13 protein-coding genes are annotated in these 19,985 nt (G+C 62.5%); 10 read left to right on the top strand and 3 right to left on the bottom strand.

Features of this window, described 5'->3' with window-relative positions; translation table 11 throughout:
* Positions 1–63: 63 nt before the first annotated feature.
* Complete coding sequence (locus tag HMPREF2630_RS02515) at positions 64–3,081, bottom strand: choice-of-anchor M domain-containing protein (protein ID WP_070483217.1); 3,018 nt, start codon at positions 3,079–3,081, stop codon at positions 64–66.
* A gap of 274 nt (positions 3,082–3,355) precedes the next feature.
* Between HMPREF2630_RS02515 and HMPREF2630_RS02510 the strand changes: the two genes are divergently transcribed.
* The 6 genes from HMPREF2630_RS02510 to HMPREF2630_RS02485 all read left to right on the top strand — a co-directional run bounded on the left by HMPREF2630_RS02510 (position 3,356) and on the right by HMPREF2630_RS02485 (position 11,598).
* Positions 3,356–5,704, top strand: a complete 2,349-nt coding sequence (locus HMPREF2630_RS02510) for a TIGR03773 family transporter-associated surface protein (protein WP_070483215.1) — start codon at positions 3,356–3,358, stop codon at positions 5,702–5,704.
* Positions 5,691–7,439, top strand: a complete 1,749-nt coding sequence (locus HMPREF2630_RS02505; protein WP_070483213.1) for an anchored repeat ABC transporter, substrate-binding protein — start codon at positions 5,691–5,693, stop codon at positions 7,437–7,439. The genes HMPREF2630_RS02510 and HMPREF2630_RS02505 overlap by 14 nt, the downstream gene beginning before the upstream one ends.
* Positions 7,440–7,532: 93 nt before the next feature.
* The gene (locus HMPREF2630_RS02500) at positions 7,533–8,600 is read left to right on the top strand and encodes a TIGR03773 family transporter-associated surface protein (RefSeq protein ID WP_070483211.1); all 1,068 of its coding nucleotides are present in this window, start codon (positions 7,533–7,535) and stop codon (positions 8,598–8,600) included.
* Complete coding sequence (locus HMPREF2630_RS02495) at positions 8,597–9,472, top strand: metal ABC transporter ATP-binding protein (protein ID WP_070483209.1); 876 nt, start codon at positions 8,597–8,599, stop codon at positions 9,470–9,472. Before HMPREF2630_RS02500 ends, HMPREF2630_RS02495 begins: the two co-directional genes overlap by 4 nt.
* Positions 9,469–10,341, top strand: coding sequence for an anchored repeat-type ABC transporter permease subunit (locus HMPREF2630_RS02490; protein ID WP_049333785.1), 873 nt, complete (start codon positions 9,469–9,471; stop codon positions 10,339–10,341). Before HMPREF2630_RS02495 ends, HMPREF2630_RS02490 begins: the two co-directional genes overlap by 4 nt.
* Before the next feature lie 183 nt (positions 10,342–10,524).
* The gene (locus HMPREF2630_RS02485; protein WP_070483207.1) at positions 10,525–11,598 is read left to right on the top strand and encodes an alcohol dehydrogenase catalytic domain-containing protein; all 1,074 of its coding nucleotides are present in this window, start codon (positions 10,525–10,527) and stop codon (positions 11,596–11,598) included.
* A gap of 406 nt (positions 11,599–12,004) precedes the next feature.
* Here HMPREF2630_RS02485 and HMPREF2630_RS02480 read toward each other — a convergent pair whose 3' ends face one another.
* Both HMPREF2630_RS02480 and HMPREF2630_RS02475 read right to left on the bottom strand, forming a co-directional pair.
* The gene (locus tag HMPREF2630_RS02480) at positions 12,005–13,306 is read right to left on the bottom strand and encodes an NADH dehydrogenase (RefSeq protein WP_070483205.1); all 1,302 of its coding nucleotides are present in this window, start codon (positions 13,304–13,306) and stop codon (positions 12,005–12,007) included.
* A gap of 290 nt (positions 13,307–13,596) precedes the next feature.
* On the bottom strand, positions 13,597–15,162 hold the full coding sequence (locus tag HMPREF2630_RS02475; RefSeq protein ID WP_070483203.1) for an MFS transporter: 1,566 nt from the start codon (positions 15,160–15,162) through the stop codon (positions 13,597–13,599).
* Positions 15,163–15,362: 200 nt separating this feature from the next.
* Here HMPREF2630_RS02475 and HMPREF2630_RS02470 point away from each other — a divergent pair, with 200 nt between their 5' ends.
* The 4 genes from HMPREF2630_RS02470 (at position 15,363) to HMPREF2630_RS02455 (ending at position 19,733) form a co-directional block, all read left to right on the top strand.
* A complete protein-coding gene (locus tag HMPREF2630_RS02470) occupies positions 15,363–15,947 on the top strand; it encodes a TetR/AcrR family transcriptional regulator (RefSeq protein WP_070483201.1) in 585 nt (194 codons plus the stop codon).
* Positions 15,948–16,049: 102 nt separating this feature from the next.
* Entirely contained in the window at positions 16,050–16,370 is a 321-nt protein-coding gene (locus tag HMPREF2630_RS02465) for a putative quinol monooxygenase (RefSeq protein WP_005507364.1), read from the top strand.
* A 262-nt stretch (positions 16,371–16,632) separates the two neighbouring features.
* The gene (locus HMPREF2630_RS02460; protein ID WP_049342966.1) at positions 16,633–17,445 is read left to right on the top strand and encodes an NUDIX hydrolase; all 813 of its coding nucleotides are present in this window, start codon (positions 16,633–16,635) and stop codon (positions 17,443–17,445) included.
* A gap of 500 nt (positions 17,446–17,945) precedes the next feature.
* Positions 17,946–19,733: an ATP-binding cassette domain-containing protein gene (locus tag HMPREF2630_RS02455; protein ID WP_070483199.1), complete on the top strand. Its 1,788-nt coding sequence runs from the start codon at positions 17,946–17,948 to the stop codon at positions 19,731–19,733.
* Positions 19,734–19,985: the final 252 nt, after the last annotated feature.

Below are 19,985 nucleotides of genomic sequence, written 5' to 3'. Positions count from 1 at the left end.
CCGAGAGTCATCCTCTCAGCCGCGGGGGCTTCACCGTATCAGCGTGTCCTCACGCGGCGAGCGCTAAGAAGCGCGGCGGCGAGAACGCAACACCATCACAGTGCCGGCACCAAGCACCAGTGCGCCACCCACAGCCACAGACACCGCACCAAAACCAGTACGCGCCAGGCCGCCCTGCTGGGAGCTCACGCCACCCGACGCAGCAGACACACCAGACTGACCCAGGGAGCCGCCACCGGTACCACCACCGGAAATACCACCCGGGTACACGCCGCCAGCAGAACCATCAGCCGAACCGTCAGCCGAACCCTGCGCGTTCACGCCACCGGCGGCGCCAGAAGCACCAGCCTGGCCGGACTGACCAGCCTGCACGGCACCCGACTGACCAGCCTGACCGGAACCAGCATTACCGCCAGCACCACCCGGGGTTGCCGAATCCACACGGCGCACACCGCTAAAGTCGTCCGCAGCCGCGTTCGGGTCCTTCGGCACGGCAGTCTCAAACGAGCACGCATCCGACGCCTTCTTACCCACAGCAACCGCAAGCTGCTGCACCGGGCTGTTCACCTCAGTACCATCAGCCAGGGTCGCAGAATAGTGCACGTCAAACATGTACTGGCCGGGCTCAGAGAACACCCAGTTCGCGTGCGCGTGCGTCGCGTAATCAATGTCGATCGTGGTCTTGCCGGTCGTCGAATCCAGCAGCACATCCGCACCGTTCAGCGACTCGGTGAACATGCCGAAGCGCGCACCCTCAGGCATGACCTTCGGAACCACGTGCAGGCGCACGGGGCCGCGCAGCTGCGAGTAGTCAATGTCCTGCGTGTTGTAGCCGGGCCAGGGCAGGCCGCTCTGCTGGGTCTGCGGCAGGCCGTAGAAGGCGGTGCCGACCGGGCCCATGAAGTTCAGCTTCTCATCAGCCATGCGTTCGGTGCGTACACGGCGGGCGTTCTCGCTGACCGTCCACACGACCGAATCGAGCGGGCGCACGGTCGAATCAGCGTCAATGATGCCGCTATCGTCGCGCAGACCCACGGACAGCTGGCGGTCCTTCAGGGTCGCCTGGATGTCCAGGTGGCCGTGCGAAATCTTGGTGCGGCCGTCAATCTGACCGGGCACGCACTGGTTACCGGGGGTTCCGGGGGTGGACGGCTGCGCAGACGGTGCCGGGCTAGTCGGAGCAGGGGCGCTCGGGGTCGGGTTCGCGGGCGCGGGGCTGCTCGGTGCCGGAGTGGAGGGCGCCGGAGCAGGTACGCTCGGTTCTGCGGAGGCGGTCGGCACCGCAGGCACGGTCGGAACCTCGCTGGGGGACACCGACGGAACGGTGCTGGGCTCAGCGGTCGGAGCCTCGGAGGGAGCCTCGCTCGGCTCAGCAGAAGGCTCGGCAGAGGGCGCGACGGTGGGCTCAGTGCTCGGCGACGGATCCACCGGAGCAGGCTTCGGCGCATCGCTAATGGGTGCGCTATCCGGTGCCAGCGCACCGTGCGCAGTGTACTTGGTGCCCGGCTCGTAGTTCGCCGCAACCTCAGTGGTGGAGGCGGAAGCGTTCATATCCGGGTGGGTCAGCATCTTCACGCGCAGCGCCGTACCCTTGTAGAACGACTCGTCACGGAAGGTAAAGCGCACCACGCCATCCTCGACGGAGCCTTCCAGGTCGAGGTACGGGTAGACCGGGTCATCCTGGGCGTAGAAGCCGCCACGCATGAAGCCGCGCACCTTCGGGTCCTTGAAGCGGACCTCAACGGTGCTGAAGCCGTTGCCGTTCGGGGTGACGGTCACGTCGTAGTCCATGCTGGTCGGCGTGTACTGCTGGGTGCTGAGTACGGTGTTCGCCTGATCCGGGATTTCTTCGGGCCAGGAGCCGTTACCGTCATCGCTGTACACACTCTCAGCCTTGCCGGGCTCGTAGGTGAGCTTGTGCGAGATCCAGCGGGACGCCTCCGCGCTATTCGCATCGGAGGTGTCGGGGGTGAAGACCGCCTGCAGCTGAGAGCCTTCGCTACCGAGCATTTCAGACCAGGTGGCGGTACCGTTCACGACCGGCAGGTCGGTCAGGAAGTAGCCGTTGTTGTACAGGGTCAGGGTGCCCTTGAGGTTCTTGTTCGCGGCGGTGAAGGTGATGTCGCTGAGCTTGTCGTCGGCGTCCTTGTTCTTAGCCGGGTCAGCGTCCAGGCGGTGCGGTGCCACGGACAGCACGTACTTTGCGGCGTCCAGGTCGCCAACGGGTGCCGCGTTGTAGCGGTCGACGGTGGGCACGGCGGTGGGGGTGCCGTCACCGAGCACGGGCTGCATGCCGCCAACCTGCCAGACCAGCTTCGACGGCTTGGAGCTAATGATGCGGCCGTCGGTGGAGCGCGCCACGGTGCGGTAGGTGACCACGTAGCGGCCGGGGCGGGTGAAGGGCGTGGTGTTGTGGGTGTGACTACCCTTGTCGAGCAGCCAGGAGTGCCAGCCGGTCGAGCTGCTGGAGAGCATGCGGTACACGTCGGCGGGGGCGTCGTCCGGGTTGTAGCGGAAGAGCTCCATACGGCCGGGGCCCTCAACGGAGAGAATGTCGGTAGCGAACACGCCGTCACGGAAACGCTCAGTGGGCACCTTCGTGGAGGCACCCAGGCCAGCCCAGATGGGGTCCTGGTTGCCGTAGGTCAGGTGCGGTGCCATGTAGAGGGTCTGGCCGGGTTCGCCGAGGAACGCCAGGGAGGGCGAGTCGCCCAGGGTCATGGTGTACTGCGACTTGCCGTCCCTGGTGCTGTAGCCCTTGCCGACCCAGTTGACGGTCTTGTCCAGTTCGTAGGTGTCTGCACCGGTCTTGTAGGGGTTCGCCTCGTTCATGAGGACGAAGGTGCCGTTCTGCTCGTCCCAGTATGCCTTGGGGGCGTCAACGTGGCCCTTGGTGGTGACGATTTTGCCGTCGTCGGGGCCTGCTGCGGCGGGGATGGAGGGGGCGGCGCCGGCGAGCGCGAGCAGCGCTGCGGCGGAGAGGAACGCGGCTGCGCGGCGGAGGGCGGGCTTGCCGCCGGGGATGAAGAGTGCGGGGGTGTGTGTGGTGACCCGTCGTTGGGTCTGCTTCTGAGAGCTCATGACAACCTTTCTCATTTTTCTATTTCCTAGGGTAGCTCTTTTGCAAATAATTGTCATTTAGGACCTAAGTGAGTATAGTGATTCTCAGAAACACGTGTGCGCCGAGGCGCGCCCAAAAACGCACACCACGTACATCCACAAAGAGAAAAACACGGCAGAGCGCACCCCGAACCCAAGAGGGAAACCGGCAACAGGCCGCCGGACCCAGCACCGGGCAAGCCCCGAAAACATCGGGTAGCGCGCCAGCCAACGAGCAGTCATCCAAGGAGCCACCATGCAAGGACGCACCAAACCCCTGAGCCTACTCAGCGCAACCACCCTCGGATGCACCCTCGCACTCGGGGCACCCCTCGCCCTCCCCCTGGTCGGCACCTTCACCGCCGCACAGGCGCAGGAAAACCAGGCGCAGGAAAACCAGACCGGCACCCAGGCAGGTACCGAGTCGCGCGGTTACGTCAACTACGAAGGTGACTACGTCATCGCGGGCATACACACCGAAATGCTCAACGCCTTCCTCGACGGCAGCCAGTTCACCCTCGGCACCCTCGCAGACACCGGCCCCGGCCAGCAGGGACGATTCAACCCCGCCCGCACCGTCTTCCACCTGCCCAACGTCGAGGATGTACACACCAAGGTCGTAGCAGGCTACGACTACATTGCCCCCGAAGGCACCGACATCTTCTACATTCCCTCCACCCGCACCCGCGGCCTGCTCTACCCCGGTCTCGGTGCGGAAGGAATCCGCCCCGGCGCACTCAAGGACAACACCATCAACCTTGAACTCGTGCGCAGCAGCGTACCCGAAGGCGGCCGCGCTGAAGTCTTCACCGAACCCGGTCGCGACAACCCGCGCGTCTTCAGCACCAACGACCAGCTCGCGCCGCACACCATCACCGCTGGCGGCCACGAACACCTCAGCTGGGCATTCACCCGCGCAGGCATCTACCAGCTGACGTTCCGCGCCACCGCAACCCTTGCCGACGGCACCCCGGTCAGCTCCGAGGCGACCTACACCATCGCCGTGGGCACTAACGCTGAGGACGGCTTCAAGCTCCTGAACGCGCAGAACGCCGCAAAGGAAGCAACCAAGGAAGCCACGAGCGAGGCAACCACTACCCCCGAGGCGAGCACCACCGCCACCGAGAGCGCCACCAGCAGCCCCAGCGCATCTACCTCCGCAAGTGCTGAGGCGAGTGCATCTGCTGAGGCAAGCGCATCCACCGGTATTCGCCGCGTGGATGGATCCGTGAACGGCCAGAACGCCGCGCAGGTGACCGACCCGAACGGCGCGAAGGCGGCGGCAAATGGTGAGCAGGCATCCCAGGGCGGATCCGGTGTAACAGCTATCAGCGGCACCGGCAACACCAATAACGGCTCTGACAAGGGTGAAAACAAGGACGGCAACAAGAGCGGCAACTCCCCCAGCGCGAAGGGATCCAGTGTGAAGGGCTCCAACGCCCAGAACGTCAGCGCACCCAGCAATAGCGGTAACGGCGGCGGCATCCTCTCCTCCGGTCTGCCCGGCAGCCTGAACCAGCAGTGCATCGCCACCGAGGTTCCCGCCGAAGATGCCAAGGACTCCAAGGACGCCCAGAAAGACAGCAAGCAGAGCAACCAGGCAGCCCAGGCGCCGACCGGCATCCCCACGCTCGCCGTGGTTAACGCCGCCGAGCACAGCGGCCGTGAAGAAGTCACCCACGGGCACTTCGACGTGGGTCCCGTGCTCAACGGCGGCAACCTCACCAGCAGCGTGAAGGACGACCGCACCAGCCCCGCCCGCCACGTCTCCCCCGGCGCCCTCGAGTTCGTGCTCAACGACGCCGCGAAGCTCAACCTGCCCGCGGGCATGGAAGACATCGCCCCGGCGGGCACCCCCGTGCACATGATTGGTGCAACCCAGCAGCAGGGCGTACCCTGGCTCGGCTGGAGCACCCAGGACCCCGAACTGCTCAAGCAGCTCGACGGCCCCGTCACCATGAGCCTCAACGGTTTTGAGGGCCCCGGCACCATGTCCACCTTCCTCTCCGGCAACTTCGGTTCCGCCGGTCAGAAGGTCTTCGATTCGCGTAGCGGCGGCTCCTTCCAGGTGCCCGCAAACACCCACCAGCACAGCAACTGGGTCTTCACTGCCGAGGGTCGCTACACCGTGACCATCGGCTGGACTGCGCGCCTGAAGAACGGTCAGCAGGTCAGCAGCGAATCGGTTCTGCACTTCACCGTCGGCAACCCCGATAACGCCCCGGCCAGCGATAACGTGCAGGGTGCGGCAGGCACCAAGCAGGACGGCGGCAACGCTAACGGCGCTAACGGCGCCAACAACGGCGGCGAGAAGAGCACCGCCAAGAACCCACTCAACGGCACCGTGGACGAAGCCACCGGCATCGTCACCAAGCCCGACGGATCCAAGGTGCGCATCGTCGGCAAGACCGCGTCCGGCGAGGATTGCGCCTTGACCAGCCAGGAGCTCGCCACCGCCCAGAAGGCGGCCGCGGCGGGTAAGCTGCCGAACACCGGTGTGGTCATCGACCCGTTCATGGTCAGCACCTCGGTTCTCGCTCTGGCGCTGGGCGCCATGATTCTGCGTTCGGCACGCCGGAAGGGACGCCGCGGTGGCACCGCATAGCGGATATACCGCCGGCGAGGGTTCGCACGCCTATACGCGACGCGCCGCCCTCACCCTCGCCTCCCGTGCCGCGGCGGGTGCCGGTGCAGGTGCCCTCGCGCTGAGCGGATGCGCCACCACCGTCAATGCCTCCTCCGACCGGATGCACGTGGTCGCCACGACCCCGATTCTGGCGGATTTGGCGCAGCAGATTGCTGGCGACCGCGCCAGCGTACACTCCCTCGTGCCCGCCGGTGCCGACCCACACTCGTACGAGCCGAGCCTGCGCGATATCCGCGATGTCGCCTACGCCCGCTGCGCCCTGACGAACGGCCTGCTGCTGGAGCAGCGCAAGCTCACTAAGATGGTTGAGGCGAACCTGCCCGCAGGCGTTGTGTCCGTGGCGGTTGCGGAGAAAATCGAGCAGTACGGCGGCAAGCTGGAAGCCATCGTGGAGGATGCCTCCCTGGACTCCATCTGGCTGGGTTTGCGCGTTGAGGAGGGCGGGCAGAACGAGTCCGCCCCCGCCGACTCTTCGGAGGCCGGCATGCGTTTTGAGGTGCAGAGCGTGCGGGCACGCACCGCCACCGATTCCTCGAATGCGCAGCTGGCGGCGTTCATTACGCAGACCTTCGGCGCGGTGGAGATGCTGTGCGATTCGCATGCGCGCGGCGTGAACCTCACCCGTGAGGGGGACACCGCGATTCGCACCGGCAATATGGGTTCGCTGGAGCTTCCGTTGCAGGCGCATACGCACCTGTCGTGGGCGTTTAGTGATGCCGGCGAGTACGCCATTGAGCTGAGCGCCACCGCGGTCAAGGCGCCGGAGTCGGTGCGTTCCTCGCGCGGCACCCTGTACTGCGCGGTTGGTCGTGACCCGCAGGAGCTGGTGGACCGTCTGGCGAAGGAACAGAACGTTTCTGCCGCCGAGATCAAGGTTCTTTCCGCAGGTCACGCCGATATTACGGCACGTACCGGCGACGGCAGGCTCGTGCTTCGCGCGGATTCCTCCCAGGGCGCCGTCGAGTACGAGTTGAACCGCACCGTGGTCGCGGTCCCCTCCCGCACCCTGCAGGAGGTGCCCGCGGGCGGTAGCTACCGTTTCCTGCGTTCGGGTGCTTCGGAGCATCGCGGTCAGGTGTACCTGCTGGCGCAGGCCGTTCTGGGCAAGCACGTGCACGGCGAAATTGACCCGCACATTTGGCATTCGGTGCCGAACGCGAAGGCGAGCGTGCAGGTCATCCGTGACGCGCTCATCTCCGCTGACCCGGCGGGTGCGAGCGAGTACGCGACCCGCACCGAGCAGGTCGTCAAGGAGCTCGATGCCCTGGACGCTCAGTTGCGTCAGGTGTACGGGGGCCTGCCGGAGTCGGCACGCAACCTGGTCACCACGCACGACGGCTACCGCTACCTGGCGAGTACCTACGGGTTGCACATTGCCGGTTTCGTGAGTGCCAGTGCCAGCGGCGAGCCGAGTATTCAGCAGCGTCAGCGCCTGCGTCGCACGGTCGAGGATTTGAAGGTTCCAGCGATTTATCTGGATAAGTCCACGGCGATGCGTTCGCCGGTTCTCACGGAGCTGGCTCGGGAGGCTCAGGTGCGTACCGGGGTGCTCTATTCGGACACTCTGGATGCGCAGGCTCCTCACTACGCGCAGATGATGTTGGCGAATGCTCACACGATTGCGCTGTGCTCTGGGGCTAGTTCTGGCGGCGATTCTTCGGGTGCTAGCTGCTCGGAGGCAAGCACCTCGTAACCCGGTTTTAAGCTACCCACAAGCTTACATAGTCGTATCAGCATATAGATAATCTTTCACACACCGTTTCGGTCATGATCCAAGGAAGTCCTCATGATGAACTCAACCACCCCCTCCCGCTCCTCACGTAGCCGCACCCTGTCCGCCCTGGCTCTGGGCGCCAGCCTCATGCTCGCCCCCCTGGGTATGGCACACGCGGAGACCACCCCGGCAACCACTGAGAGCGCCTCGACTCAGCCGAGCGACAGCAACCTCAGCCGCGGCGAGCGCGCCCTCACCCAGACCCTGTCGGCGGAGCAGCCGGTCGCATCCGGCCGCACCGAAATCTCCGCCGGCCACGTGGACATGGGTCCTCGTTTCAATAACGGTAAGTTTGAGCTCATGCTCCACGACGACCACGGCGAGACCCCCGTCTGGCGCAGCCTGGACGAGGTCATCTACCGCGGCAGCGATAAGGCCATCCTGGAGGTGCCGAACGACCCACGCTACTCCTTCGTGGGCGCACCCGCCGGTTCTAAGGTGTACGTGATTCCGCAGACCGAAACCAAGGGCGTGATCTGGCCGGGTTGGAACACCCAGGATCCGCAGCTGGTGTCCAAGCTGAACCGCGGCGTGAACCTGACCCTGGAGCAGGTGAGCGGCCCCGGCACGTTCAGCCTGTACCTGGAGAACGGCAACTTCTCGGCACCGCAGGTGCTGTGGTCCTCGACCAAGAGTGAGCCGCAGAAGCTGTGGGTTGAGAAGAACACTCACACCCACGCGAACTGGGTATTCACCGCCCCGGGCGAGTACCTGCTGAAGGTCACCGCGAGCGCCGAGCTCTCCGACGGTTCGACCGTGTCCGATACCCGCTACCTGAAGTTTGCGGTGGGTGACTCCGCGAGCGCCGATACCCTGTACGCGATGGAGGCGCAGGCGCGCGGTTCCTCGGGTTCGGCTTCTTCTGCTTCTCAGGCCGCCGGTACCCAGGCATCCGGTTCTTCTTCTGCCGCCGCAGCGAGCGACCAGAGCGGTTTCCGTGCCGAGTTCACGATTTCCTGGAGTCCTATTGTCGCTGGCATCGTGGTCGTGGTGGGCGTGGGCGCGTTCATCGCCTCCCGTCGCCGCCGTTCCTCCGCTCAGCGTGAGGCACTGGATGAAGTGCGCGGTGACCGTTCGTGAGCGCGTCGGTAACAGCGAGCACTGAGCCCGTCCTCGAAATTTCAAACCTGTACGCGGGCTACGCGCGCCGCTCCATCCTCAAGGATCTGTCCCTGACCCTGGAGCGCGGCGAGTTTGCGGGTCTGATTGGCGCCAACGGTGCCGGTAAGACCACGCTACTGCGTACCATTTTGGGCCTGATTCGCCCCGCCTCCGGGCAGGTTCGGGTGCTGGGTGAGTCGCCCCGCGCGGCGCGTGCGCACATCGGTTACGTGCCGCAGAAGCACCAGTTCCAGTGGGATTTTCCGCTGACCGTCAAGGATACGGTGATGACCGGCCGCGTGCGTGAGATTGGGTTCTTCCGCCGCCCGGCGAAGAAGGATTGGGTGCAGGTCTTTTCGGCGATGGAACGCACCGATGTTCTGCACCTGCAGGATGCTTCCATTGCGGAGCTTTCCGGTGGTCAGCGCCAGAGGGTTCTTTTGGCGCGCGCCCTGGCGGCCGGCCCCTCCCTGCTGCTGCTGGACGAGCCGTTCACGGGCGTGGATGCACCCACCCAGACCACGCTGACCCGCCTGTACCGCGAGCTGGCGGACGAGGGCATCACGATTTTGATGTCCACGCACGACATGCTGGCGGCGCGCGAATCCTGTTCGCGCCTGTGCGGTGTGCGCGGCAATATTCACCTGGACGGCCCGGCGGCCTCCTTCAGCCTGGAGCAGTTGCACACGTGGCTGCACGGCCACGATATTGAGGAGGCGCAGGGTCACGCCCGCACGGGCTTCACCTGTGCCGGTGGTGCGTTGGATGAGTACGGCCACGAACTGCCGGATTTCTGCGCTTCTTCCCCCGCCCACGCTGATACTGCTACTTCTACCGGGGGTTCCCGTTGATTACTCCTCTCGATTTTCTGGCCGATCTGTTCAACCCGTCCCTGGCGTTCCTTCCGCGCGCCCTGGCTGCGGTGCTGCTGGCCTCGGTGGTGACGGGTGTGGTGGGTTGCCACGTGATGATGCGCGGCATGGTCTTCATTGGCGATGCGGTGGCGCACTCGGTGTTCCCGGGCCTTGCGGTGGCGTTCGTGCTGGGCGGCAACCTGATGGTGGGCGGCCTGACCGCGGGCGTGGTGACGGCTATTCTGGTGGCTATTTTTAGCCAGAATCAGCGGTTGCGCGAGGATTCGGTCATCGGTATTTTCTTCGCCGCCTCTTTTGCGTTGGGCATTGTGATTATTTCCTTGGCGCCGGGCTATTCGGGGTCGGTGCAGGATTTCTTGTTCGGCTCGATTGTGGGTGTTTCGAATGAGGACATCACCAACGCCGCAATCATGGGCGCCGTGATTCTGCTGGTGCTGTGGCTGTTCCACCGGCAGATTGTGACGGTCAGCCTGGACCGCGAGAGTGCCCGCGCGATGGGCCTGCCGGTGCTCGCCCTGGACATTGTGCTGTACGTTCTGGTAACCATTTCCGTGGTGCTGGGCCTGCAGACCCTCGGTAATGTGCTGGTGTTGGCGCTTCTGGTGATTCCCGCGTCGGCAGCGCGCCTGGCGTGCCGCCGACTGGGGTCGATGATGGTGTTCTCGCCGGTGTTCGGCGGTATCTGCTCGATTGTTGGCCTGTACCTGTCGTGGGCGTTTAACCTGCCGACCGGTGGCACGATTGTGCTGTCGATGGTGGCGGCTTTTGTGCTGGTGTGGGCGGTGACGGCGGTTCGTTCTCGAGCGCGAGCTCAGCTCAAGCAGAGTTCGGAGGCAGCGGCTTAAGCCTTCAAGAGGCCCCATGCTTAAGCCTTAAGAACCAAAGAGAACACTCCGTGTAATAAAGACGCTTAATTTAACACTCCCTGTTTAATGAAAGTACAACCTATCAAACACTTCTTATAGGTTGATATCGGCAGTGATAACGTCATCGCTACCCCTTACATGAACTTCAACGGAGGAGTCAGCATGAAAGCGTATGTTTACCACGGCCCCGACCAGAAGGGCGCTTGGGAAGAAGTGCCGAACCCCACCATCCTCGAGCCCACGGACGTCATCGCACGCGTGGACACCACCACCATCTGCGGTACCGACCTGCACATCCTCAAGGGCGACTGCCCCGAGGTGGAGCACGGGCGCATCCTCGGCCACGAGGCTGTCGGTACCATTACCGAGGTTGGCTCCGCGGTGACTGACCTGAAGGTCGGCGACCGCATCATCATTCCGGCCGTGACCAGCTGCGGTAAGTGCTCGTACTGTAAGGCGAACCAGCCTTCGCACTGCCAGACCGTCGGCGGCGTCGGCTGGATTTTTGGCTACATGATTGACGGTACGCAGGCTGAGTACGTGCGTGTTCCCTACGCAGAGACCTCGGTTCACCTGGTTCCGGAGGGTCTGACCGATGAGGACGTCCTCTTCCTCACCGACGCGCTGCCCACCGGCTTTGAGATGGGTATTCTCAACGGCAACACCAAGCCCGGCGATACCGTCGCCGTGATTGGTGCGGGCCCGGTGGGTCTGGGCGCGATTATGACCGCTAACCTCTGCGGTGCCGGTCGCGTCATCACCGTCGACTTCGACGAGAACCGCATGGACAAGGCCCTGGAGCTGGGTGCCACCGATAAGGTCAACGCGGCTGACCCGGACTTCATCGAGAAGATTAAGGCCCTCTCCCCAGACGGCCTGGGCGTAGACGTCGCTATCGAGGCCGTGGGCGTTCCGCAGACCTTCGAGACCTGCACCAAGATTGTTCGCCCCTACGGCAACATCGCGAACGCCGGCGTGCACGGCAAGCCCGTTGAGCTGCCGCTGAACACCATGTGGATTTCGAACGTGAACATCAACATGGGCCTGGTCAACTGCAACACCGTGGGCAACCTGCTGAACATGGTTCGCTCCGGCCGCCTGAACGCCAAGGCCATGGCGACGCACCATTTCTCCTTCGACCAGTTCGAGGAGGCCTACGACGTCTTCGGGCACGCGACCGAGCACAACGCGGTCAAGGTTGTTATCGCTCGCGAGGACGCCCCCACGTCTCGGTAGGCACGCATACCGTCGAGGTCCCGGAACTCCTGTGTTGAGTGTGGGGTTCCGGTGGGATGGTTCATGACACCGTGAACGTCCCTCGATGCGCCCCCGGGTGAGAAAGGGTAGGACTCACCCGGGGAGCGGATCCCCCGTCCGCGGTAGCGGACGGCTCGAAAGACGTGATGCGCCCGCCGGCTACCCGGCGAGATGGCCGGTACGATGCACGACGAGCGCATCGATAGGCTCTTCTGGAACGCGCGGTACCTCCGATTTCGCGCGCCCCCGAAGAGAATAAAGAAAAGGGTCGTATGCTTACGGTTCAACGGCGAACTCGTAGGCTGCGACCCTTTTCTCATGCCCGGATTCCGGCACTGCGGGGATTTTCTGTGCCCCGGGGTTTTTCTGTGTTCCGGGCGGCTATTTAGTTTTTGGGCTTCTCAGCGCCGGGTTCCTCACTGGCGGCATCGTGCGGGATGCGGGTGAACGCCTCCGTGGGGTCGTCTGCCCCGGATACGGCAACTGCTGCGGCGGAGGGTTCGGTGGCACTTCCGGTGACGGGCTCGGTGGGTGCATCAGCCGGATCCTCGGCAGGCGCTTCAACGGGCACCTCCGCAACGATGGGCTCCTCCGAGGCGGGTACCTCCGGAGCCTTCTGCACATCCTCCTGCTTATCCTGAGCCGGAGTCTCTACGGGCTGCCCAGAAACACCCTGCTCAGTAGCTACCGGCTCACCGTGCGCGGAGTCTTTCTGCCCATCCTTGTGCGCGTCCTTATGTTCGAGTGTGTAGATGATGCGCGGTTCCAGACGCTCGAAGCCAATCTTGGAACGCACCCAGTTCACGAAGCGGTCGATGCGGTCCTCACCTTCGGTGGTTTCCACGACCCGGTAGTTACGCGGCAACATCACGCTATCACTGAGCACGCGCGGGTACTCGTCGATCTCCTGGATACCCGCCATGTACATGTTCTCGCGGAACTGGTGGGCGAACTCCTGCTGACCCAAGAACAGCTGGTCGGCGTAGGTTTTAGCCGCCAGGCGCTCGCTGTAGGCGTCCTTGGAGTCGCGGGCGCCCTTCTTGGAGCCGTAAATATCCCAGAAGTAGAAGTACACGTTGTTCGCGATAATGGCGGAGATAATGCGGTTCTGCAGGTACACGAGGGAACCGACGGCAACCGCACCAACAATCAGGAGCACCACGGCGAGCGGGGAGAGTGCAAAGTCAGACAGGTCACCGCGGTGGTTCGTGAACAGGCCAATCAGGTAGGCGATGGTGACCACGATGATGGGCACGCCGATGAAAATCACGGCCAGCGGAACCCAAATGTACAGCAGGGCACGCAGAATCAGGCGGTAGTAGCTAATCGAGTCGCCCATCTGGATGGGGGCGGGCTTGACCGAGGAGTGGGCGCGCTTCATGAGCAGGCTGAAGATGCGGTTGCTGTCGATGCCGACCTTACGCAGCTTCGATTCTAGGGAGGCGCGCTTGAGGAAGACCCGGTAATTCTCCAGGACGACGCGCTGATCGGAGGTGAGCTTATCGGGGTCGGGTAGGGCATTGAGGTCCATGCCGGCTTCGGTGAGGAGCTTGCTCCACAGTTCCAGTCGCGCCAGCTCGGAGGGCTTTGCCGCAGCCTGCGCCTGATAGTTCTTATAGGAGATGAAGATGGTGCTGGCACCGATCAGCAGGGTGATGAAGGGTGCAATCCAGTCTTTGAGTCCCATTCCGGCCTTTCTCGTTGAACGCGTATACCGGGGTTTCGGTCGCCCCGAGTTCCGCGCGCACGCGGACCGGGCGTTGCCTCGGGTGCAATATCTTCCGGGTTCTACCGTACCACCCGCACCTGTGACCGGCTGTGCGCGGGCTGGAAAATCCGCATGACTGGTCGGCGGTTCGCGCGGCGCCCCCGGGGCGGCACCTCCGGGTAACGCAACGCCGCCCGCGCCGGCTTCCGAAGAAGGCCGGGGCGGGCGGCGGACCCATGACGAACGGGGGCGATATTAGTGTTCTGCGTTTAGTGTTCTGCGGGCTTCATTTCGCGCGGTGCCTTACGAATCATGAGGTAGCTGATGACAGCCATAACACCCATGAGCACGGCGCTGAATGCGGAGCTCAGCACCACGCCCGAGTCGAAGGCAGCGAATGCGGAGGAGAGCAGCTGGTTCGCCTGCTCGCCACCTACATGGCTTGCGACCGTCACGGCACCGCCGAGGGTTTCGTGGGCGTTATCGGCGAGAGTCTCATCCAGACCGGCGGGCACGACCACGTTCGCACGGTAGACGGCGGTGAGCATACCACCGATGATGACGGCACCGAGCACCGCACCCGTCTCGTAGGAGGTCTCAGAAATCGCGGATGCCGCACCCGCCTTACGCGGCGGCACACTGGAGAGCATCAGGTCATTCGAAATGGTCTGAGCAATACCGATACCGGTACCGAGCACGATGAAGATCAGGATAATAACCACGTCGCTGTGCGCACCCAGGAAGGCGAGCACCGCAAACGCGGCAGCGTTGAGCGCCAGACCGAAGGACACCACCTGCGCCGGGTGGAAGTGCACCGCCACGCGCGCAATCACCAGACCGGCGATAATGGTCGCCAGGGTACCGGGGATCAGCAGCATACCGGCGTACATGGGCGGCAGGCCGGAGACCAACTGCAGGTGCTGGGAGGCGAAGTAGATAAAGCCAACGTCCACCGTCATGGAGATGAGGTTCGCGGTAATCGCACCGGTGAACACGGTGTTGCGGAAGAGGCGCACATCCAGCATGGGCTGAATGTCGTTCTTCTCGCGGTTGAGCTGACGCAGCACAAACAGAACGATGAAACACAGACCGGCAAGGATGGTGCTAATAGCCACCGCATCGAAACCGGTTTCGGAGGTGTGAGTCAGACCGAAGGTAATACCGGTCATGCCGGTCATAATCAGCAGGATGCTCAGCGGATCCACCGGGCTGGGATTCGGGTCCTTAGACTCGGGCACCATAATCGGGGCAAGAATCAGCAGAGGAATCAGAATCGGCACAGCGAGCAGGAACACCGAACCCCAGTCGAAGTGCTCCAGCAGGAAGCCACCCACAATCGGGCCCAGCGCCGCACCGGCGGAGAAGCCCGAAGCCCACACGGCAATAGCGATGCGGCGCTCGGTCGCGTCCACAAAGATATTGCGAATAATCGACAGGGTTGCCGGCATGAGCATCGCACCGAAAATACCGAGCAGGGCACGGGCAACCACGAGCATCAGTGCGGAGGGCGCGAACGCCGCGAGCGCAGAAATCGCCGCGAAGCCGGTCGAACCGATGAGCAGCAGCTTACGGCGGCCGATGCGGTCACCGATAGCGCCCATGGGCACGAGCAGGGCGGAGAGCACCAGCGGGTAGGCATCAACGATCCACAGCTGCTCCGCGGAGGAGGGGCTCAGTGCCTTAGCGATTGCGGGCACCGCGAAGGCGAGCACCGTGTTGTCGATGGAGACCAGGAGCACCGGGAGCATGAGCACGCCGAGTGCCGCCCAGCGCTTGGTCTTCTGGTCGGGGGCGTGAATGGGCAGAGCCGTGGTGTGCGGATTGTGATTCGTCATGAAGTGTTTCGTGCGTCTATAAAGTGTCGGCTGATGTGGCGGACGCGGGCGCAGCATCAGCTCGGTTTGTCTTTTGGACTAGGTATTTTAGTGAGGTTTTCGGGGCTTACCCGGAGGTTTTAGGGGTCCGGGCGGGTCCACAAACGAAGATTAACTATACCAACTGGACGGTATAGTTTCAAGCGGTTAGACTGGTACCCATGACCACCCCCAACCACCGCAAACAACGCGCCAACAACTCCCGCGAACACATCCTCGACACCTACGTCGACCTACTGATTCGCTCGGGAGAACGCGCCGCAACCCTCGACGCCGTCGCCACCGCCGCCAAGGTCTCCAAGGGCGGACTGCTCTACCACTTCTCATCCAAGAAGGCGCTCCTTGAGGCGCTCGCAGAACGCACCCTCACCCTGGCCGAAGAGGACTTCGCGGCAATGGAACAGGCGCCCGAGGGGGCAAGCGCCTACTACATCAATTCCTCCACTCCGGATAACACCCCGTTCGACCGTGCCCTCATTGCCCTCAGCCGCCTGGCTCAGAACAATAATGAGCTCGCCCAGCAGACCATGAGTCGCGTACAGGAGGGGTGGCACTCGCTCATTCTTGCCGAGCTCGGCGACGAACGCATCGCCCGCGCCGTGCTACTTCTGGGTGACGGAATGTACTACAACGCGGCCTTCGGGGGCGGCTCCGCCAACCCGCAGACCGCCGACATGCTCAAATCCGACCGCGCCGCGCTGGAACACGCACTGCAGGTGCTCAAGGCCGCAGTGGTTGCCAATTAACGACCCCCGCATGTGCGACCACCCCGATGAAAACCCGAGCACCGACAGGCACCGAGGGTTTAAACTGAAGTGATACGTCATCACCCCAACCAAGGAGTTCCCATGATTTTTATTGCCGTGAAGTTCCCCGTCAAGCCCGAATACGCTGACCAGTGGATTGAGAAGACCCGCGCCTTCACCGAGGCAACCCGCGCCGAGGAAGGCAACAAGTTCTTCGAGTGGTCCCGCAGCATCGAAGACCCGAACGAGTTCGTTCTGCTCGAGGCTTTCAACGATGACGCCGCTGGCCCGCACGTGAACTCTGACCACTTCCAGCAGGCTCTGAAGGACATGCGCCCCATGCTGACCGCAACCCCGAAGATTGTTTCTCGCCTGGTTGACGGCGAGGGCTGGGACGCTATGGGCGAGCTGCAGATTGACTAGTCTGCACCGCTGATATGCACCCTAGAATTGCATAGTTAGATGTTGCATAAGTAGACACCAAAGCACCTCTCCTGCCTGTCCTATTGGACAGACAGGAGAGGCGCTTTAGCGTGTCCGGTACCTGAACTTTTCCCCTTGACACGACGCGGATGGTACCGGTTTTCGGGTCAGCGGATGCCTTGCGTGCATTTTTACCCTATTAACCCCTTAAAATGAGTAGAGTATGCACACCTATCGATACCCATTCGCACAGGAGGCCTGAATGAGCATCGCATCTGAGCCTCTTCCCGGCGCAGTCGCCGTTGAAGAGCACAACGACGTGGACCACTCTTCCGTATCCCTCGCCGTTTCAACCGTTATCCTAGCCCTGCGCCCCAAGGAGAACGAGACCCACCCGACCCTGTGGCTACCGCTGGTTCGCCGCCTCCGCGAGCCCTACAAGGACCAGTGGGCGCTACCCGGCGGCCCCCTCAAGCCGACCCTCTCCCTGGAGGAGGCGGCCGGCTTTACCCTGAAGCGTGCCACCAACCTGGAGCCCGGCTACCTGGAGCAGCTCTACGCGTTCGGCGACGTTCTGCGCGCCCCCGAGGCACGCGCCGCCCGCCTGAGCGGCGCCCCGGTTCCCACCCCCGCCGCCGATCACGAGCGCGTGGTGTCCGTGGTGTACTGGGCTTCGATTCCCGCCACCGAGGTCGCGAACACTCGCGTGCACGAGAACATCCGCTGGTTCCCGGTGGATGAGCTGCCCGAGCTCGCCTTCGACCACAACGAAATCATTGAGTACGCACTCTACCGCCTACAGAACAAGGTCGAGTACTCGCGTATCGCGCACTCTTTCTTGGGTGAGGAGTTCACCCTGGCGCAGCTGCGTGAGGTGTACGAGGCAATTCTGGGCCGCACCCTGGATCCGGCGAACTTCCGCCGCCAGATTGCGGCATCGAAGTCGATTATTGACACCGGCCGCCGTGTGGAGGGCACCCGCCACCGCCCGCCGCGCCTGTACCGTTACAACGACGCTCAGGCGTACGCGGATGCGGGCCCGCTGGGCATGTACCGTGAGCGCCACGAGGCGTAATAGCGTTTCGCGCGTTGTACGCGCGCAGATTTAATGCCTAAGATCTAATGCTTCAAAGGAGGGGCGGCACCGAATGGTGTCGCCCCTCCTTTTGTGTTCTCTAGTACTCTCCGGTGCTCTCTAGGGGGTATCGGTACTTGTCAGAAGGTTTTGCGGAGGGTGTTTGACTCAGCACCCACACAGTTTCTATGCTTGAGCCATCAGCTCTCTATCCGCGCTACCCCACCGTGGGGGTAGCCTAAGGGACTGAACATATCGATTGACCGAAGCCACCCAAGGCGCGACCGGGGTGCCCTTCGGAATCTAGGAGGCATCAAAGAAATGACCCACCGAGCATAAGCCCGGATCCAACAACACCAGGTCAATGCGCTTTTATGCGTCCACCCCACTACCCGGGCTTACGTGTACCTACAGACCGCGCTCGGGTTTTTTCATATTCTCATGCCTAACGTGCAATACGATGGCGGGAATCCGAGCACCCATTCGAAGGAACTCGGCCCATGCCACACCACATTACACTCGACCATATTTCGTATGCACATCCGGGTGAGCCCCCACTTTTCACAGACCTTTCCGCGGTATTTTCTGCGCCACTCACCGGGCTTATCGGCGATAACGGCACCGGAAAAACTACCCTCTTCAGACTTATTCTTGGCGACATAAACCCTAGTCAAGGCATAATCAGCACCCCACCGCACATAGCGTACCTACCGCAAGATTTAGGGTTGAGTGGGCATCTGCATCTTGCCGATATTTTTGGAATTACAAAAATACTGCAGGCGCTTGATGCGCTGGAATCGGGCGAATATTCCCCCAGCCTTTACGACACCATAGGCGACGCCTGGGATATTGAAGAACGCACCCTCGTAGCCCTTGCCGAACATGGTTTTGGTCCTGCCCTCACTACGACCGATACACAGGCCCGTCGCAACCTTCTGATGCGTCCCCTTAGCACCTTTTCAGGTGGTCAGACGGTCACAGCCGCACTCACCGCGCTTCTGTATTCAGACCCAGAGTTCATTCTGCTCGACGAACCGACGAACAACCTGGACTCCGCAGCGAAAGCCCAGCTCTTCACGACACTGGAGGCGCTGCCCTGCCCGGCACTCATCATTAGCCACGACCGCGATCTGCTGGAGCGCATGCACGTGATTGCGGAGCTTTACGCCGACCGTCAGGGGCTGGCTCATCTGCGCCTCTTCGAGGGTAACTACAGCACCTACCGGCAGGCATTGGAGACCGAACAGCAGGCAGCTCAGCGTCGCGTGACCGAGGCGAAGAATGAGGCCCGTAGAACTGAGCGTGAGCGTGCCGAGAACCAGATTAAGCTCGATCGCAACACTCGCCGAGGTCGCGAATTTGAGCGGTCAAAGCGGAAACCTGGCATGGCTATGGGCCTGGATAAGAACAGTTCAGAGCGCTCTGCCGGGAAACTTCACACAGCCCACGAAAGCATGGTGGCGGATGCGCGGGCGGCAGTTGGAGAAGCCCAAGAGAACCTGCGCGTGCAGGAGCGTATCTATCTGGAACTTGTTCAGGATGCGCTCCCACTGGGGCGGAAAGTACTGGAATTACATCGGATGAAGAACGACTCTTGCGCATCTACACCACAGAGCACCGACCTTAAGAATGCGTACACCCAAAACACCGTTTCACGTGAAACACAACCATATAAAGTTGATTATCTGCTTCAAATCCAAGATTTTCCCGAGGTTCTTATCCTGACCGGACCCGAACACCTGCACATCACGGGAGCAAACGGCAGTGGCAAGACTGTGCTTCTCAATGCGATAGCGCACGCGAATGACCCTGATTACCGTTCCCCAGTGCCGCCTGCATACCAAGTGCTCTACCGCCTGGACAACACCGCATACCTACCGCAGCGCATCATCCTCGACCCGGAGCTCACCCTCCTTGAAACCGTACAGAGGGCGAATCCCGGTGCGAGCGAACAGCATCTGCGTGACCAGCTGGCGCGCCTGCTCTTCCGTCGCGAAAGCGTACATCAGCGCATTGGGGATTTATCCGGAGGTGAGCGCTTCCGTGCCGCGGTGGCGCAGGTACTTCTGGCCAACCCGGTGCCGCAGCTACTCATATTGGATGAGCCGACGAATAACCTCGATATTTCCTCGGTGGATTGGCTGGTGCAGGCGCTCGAAGCATACACCGGCGCACTCATTGTGGTGAGCCATGATGAGGACTTCTGCCGCCGCATCCGCATTGACCGCACACTCAACCTTTCAACAAAAACTCTCGGGAAGGAACCATTCGGGGAATCAGCATGCTGAATCTTCTCCTACATGGGAGGGTGTTTGACTCAGCGCCCACATAGTTTCTATGCTTGAGCCATCAGCTCTCTTCTCGCTCCCGTTACCGAGGTAGCCTGGAGCTGAACGTATCGTTTGACCGAAGCCACCCAAGGCGCGACCGGGGTGGTATTCGGAATCTAGGAGGCATCAAAGAAATGACCCACCGAGCATAAGCCCGGACTCAGAAGAATTTTTCGCGCGCTCACGCAGCAGCTCTACGGACACGTTTCC

Origin of the sequence: Rothia sp. HMSC072B03 (assembly GCF_001809565.1) — a bacterium.
Taxonomy (GTDB): domain Bacteria; phylum Actinomycetota; class Actinomycetes; order Actinomycetales; family Micrococcaceae; genus Rothia; species Rothia mucilaginosa_A.
The sequence above is the reverse complement of the archived record's forward strand: the minus strand, read 5'-3'. Positions and strand labels throughout refer to the sequence as shown.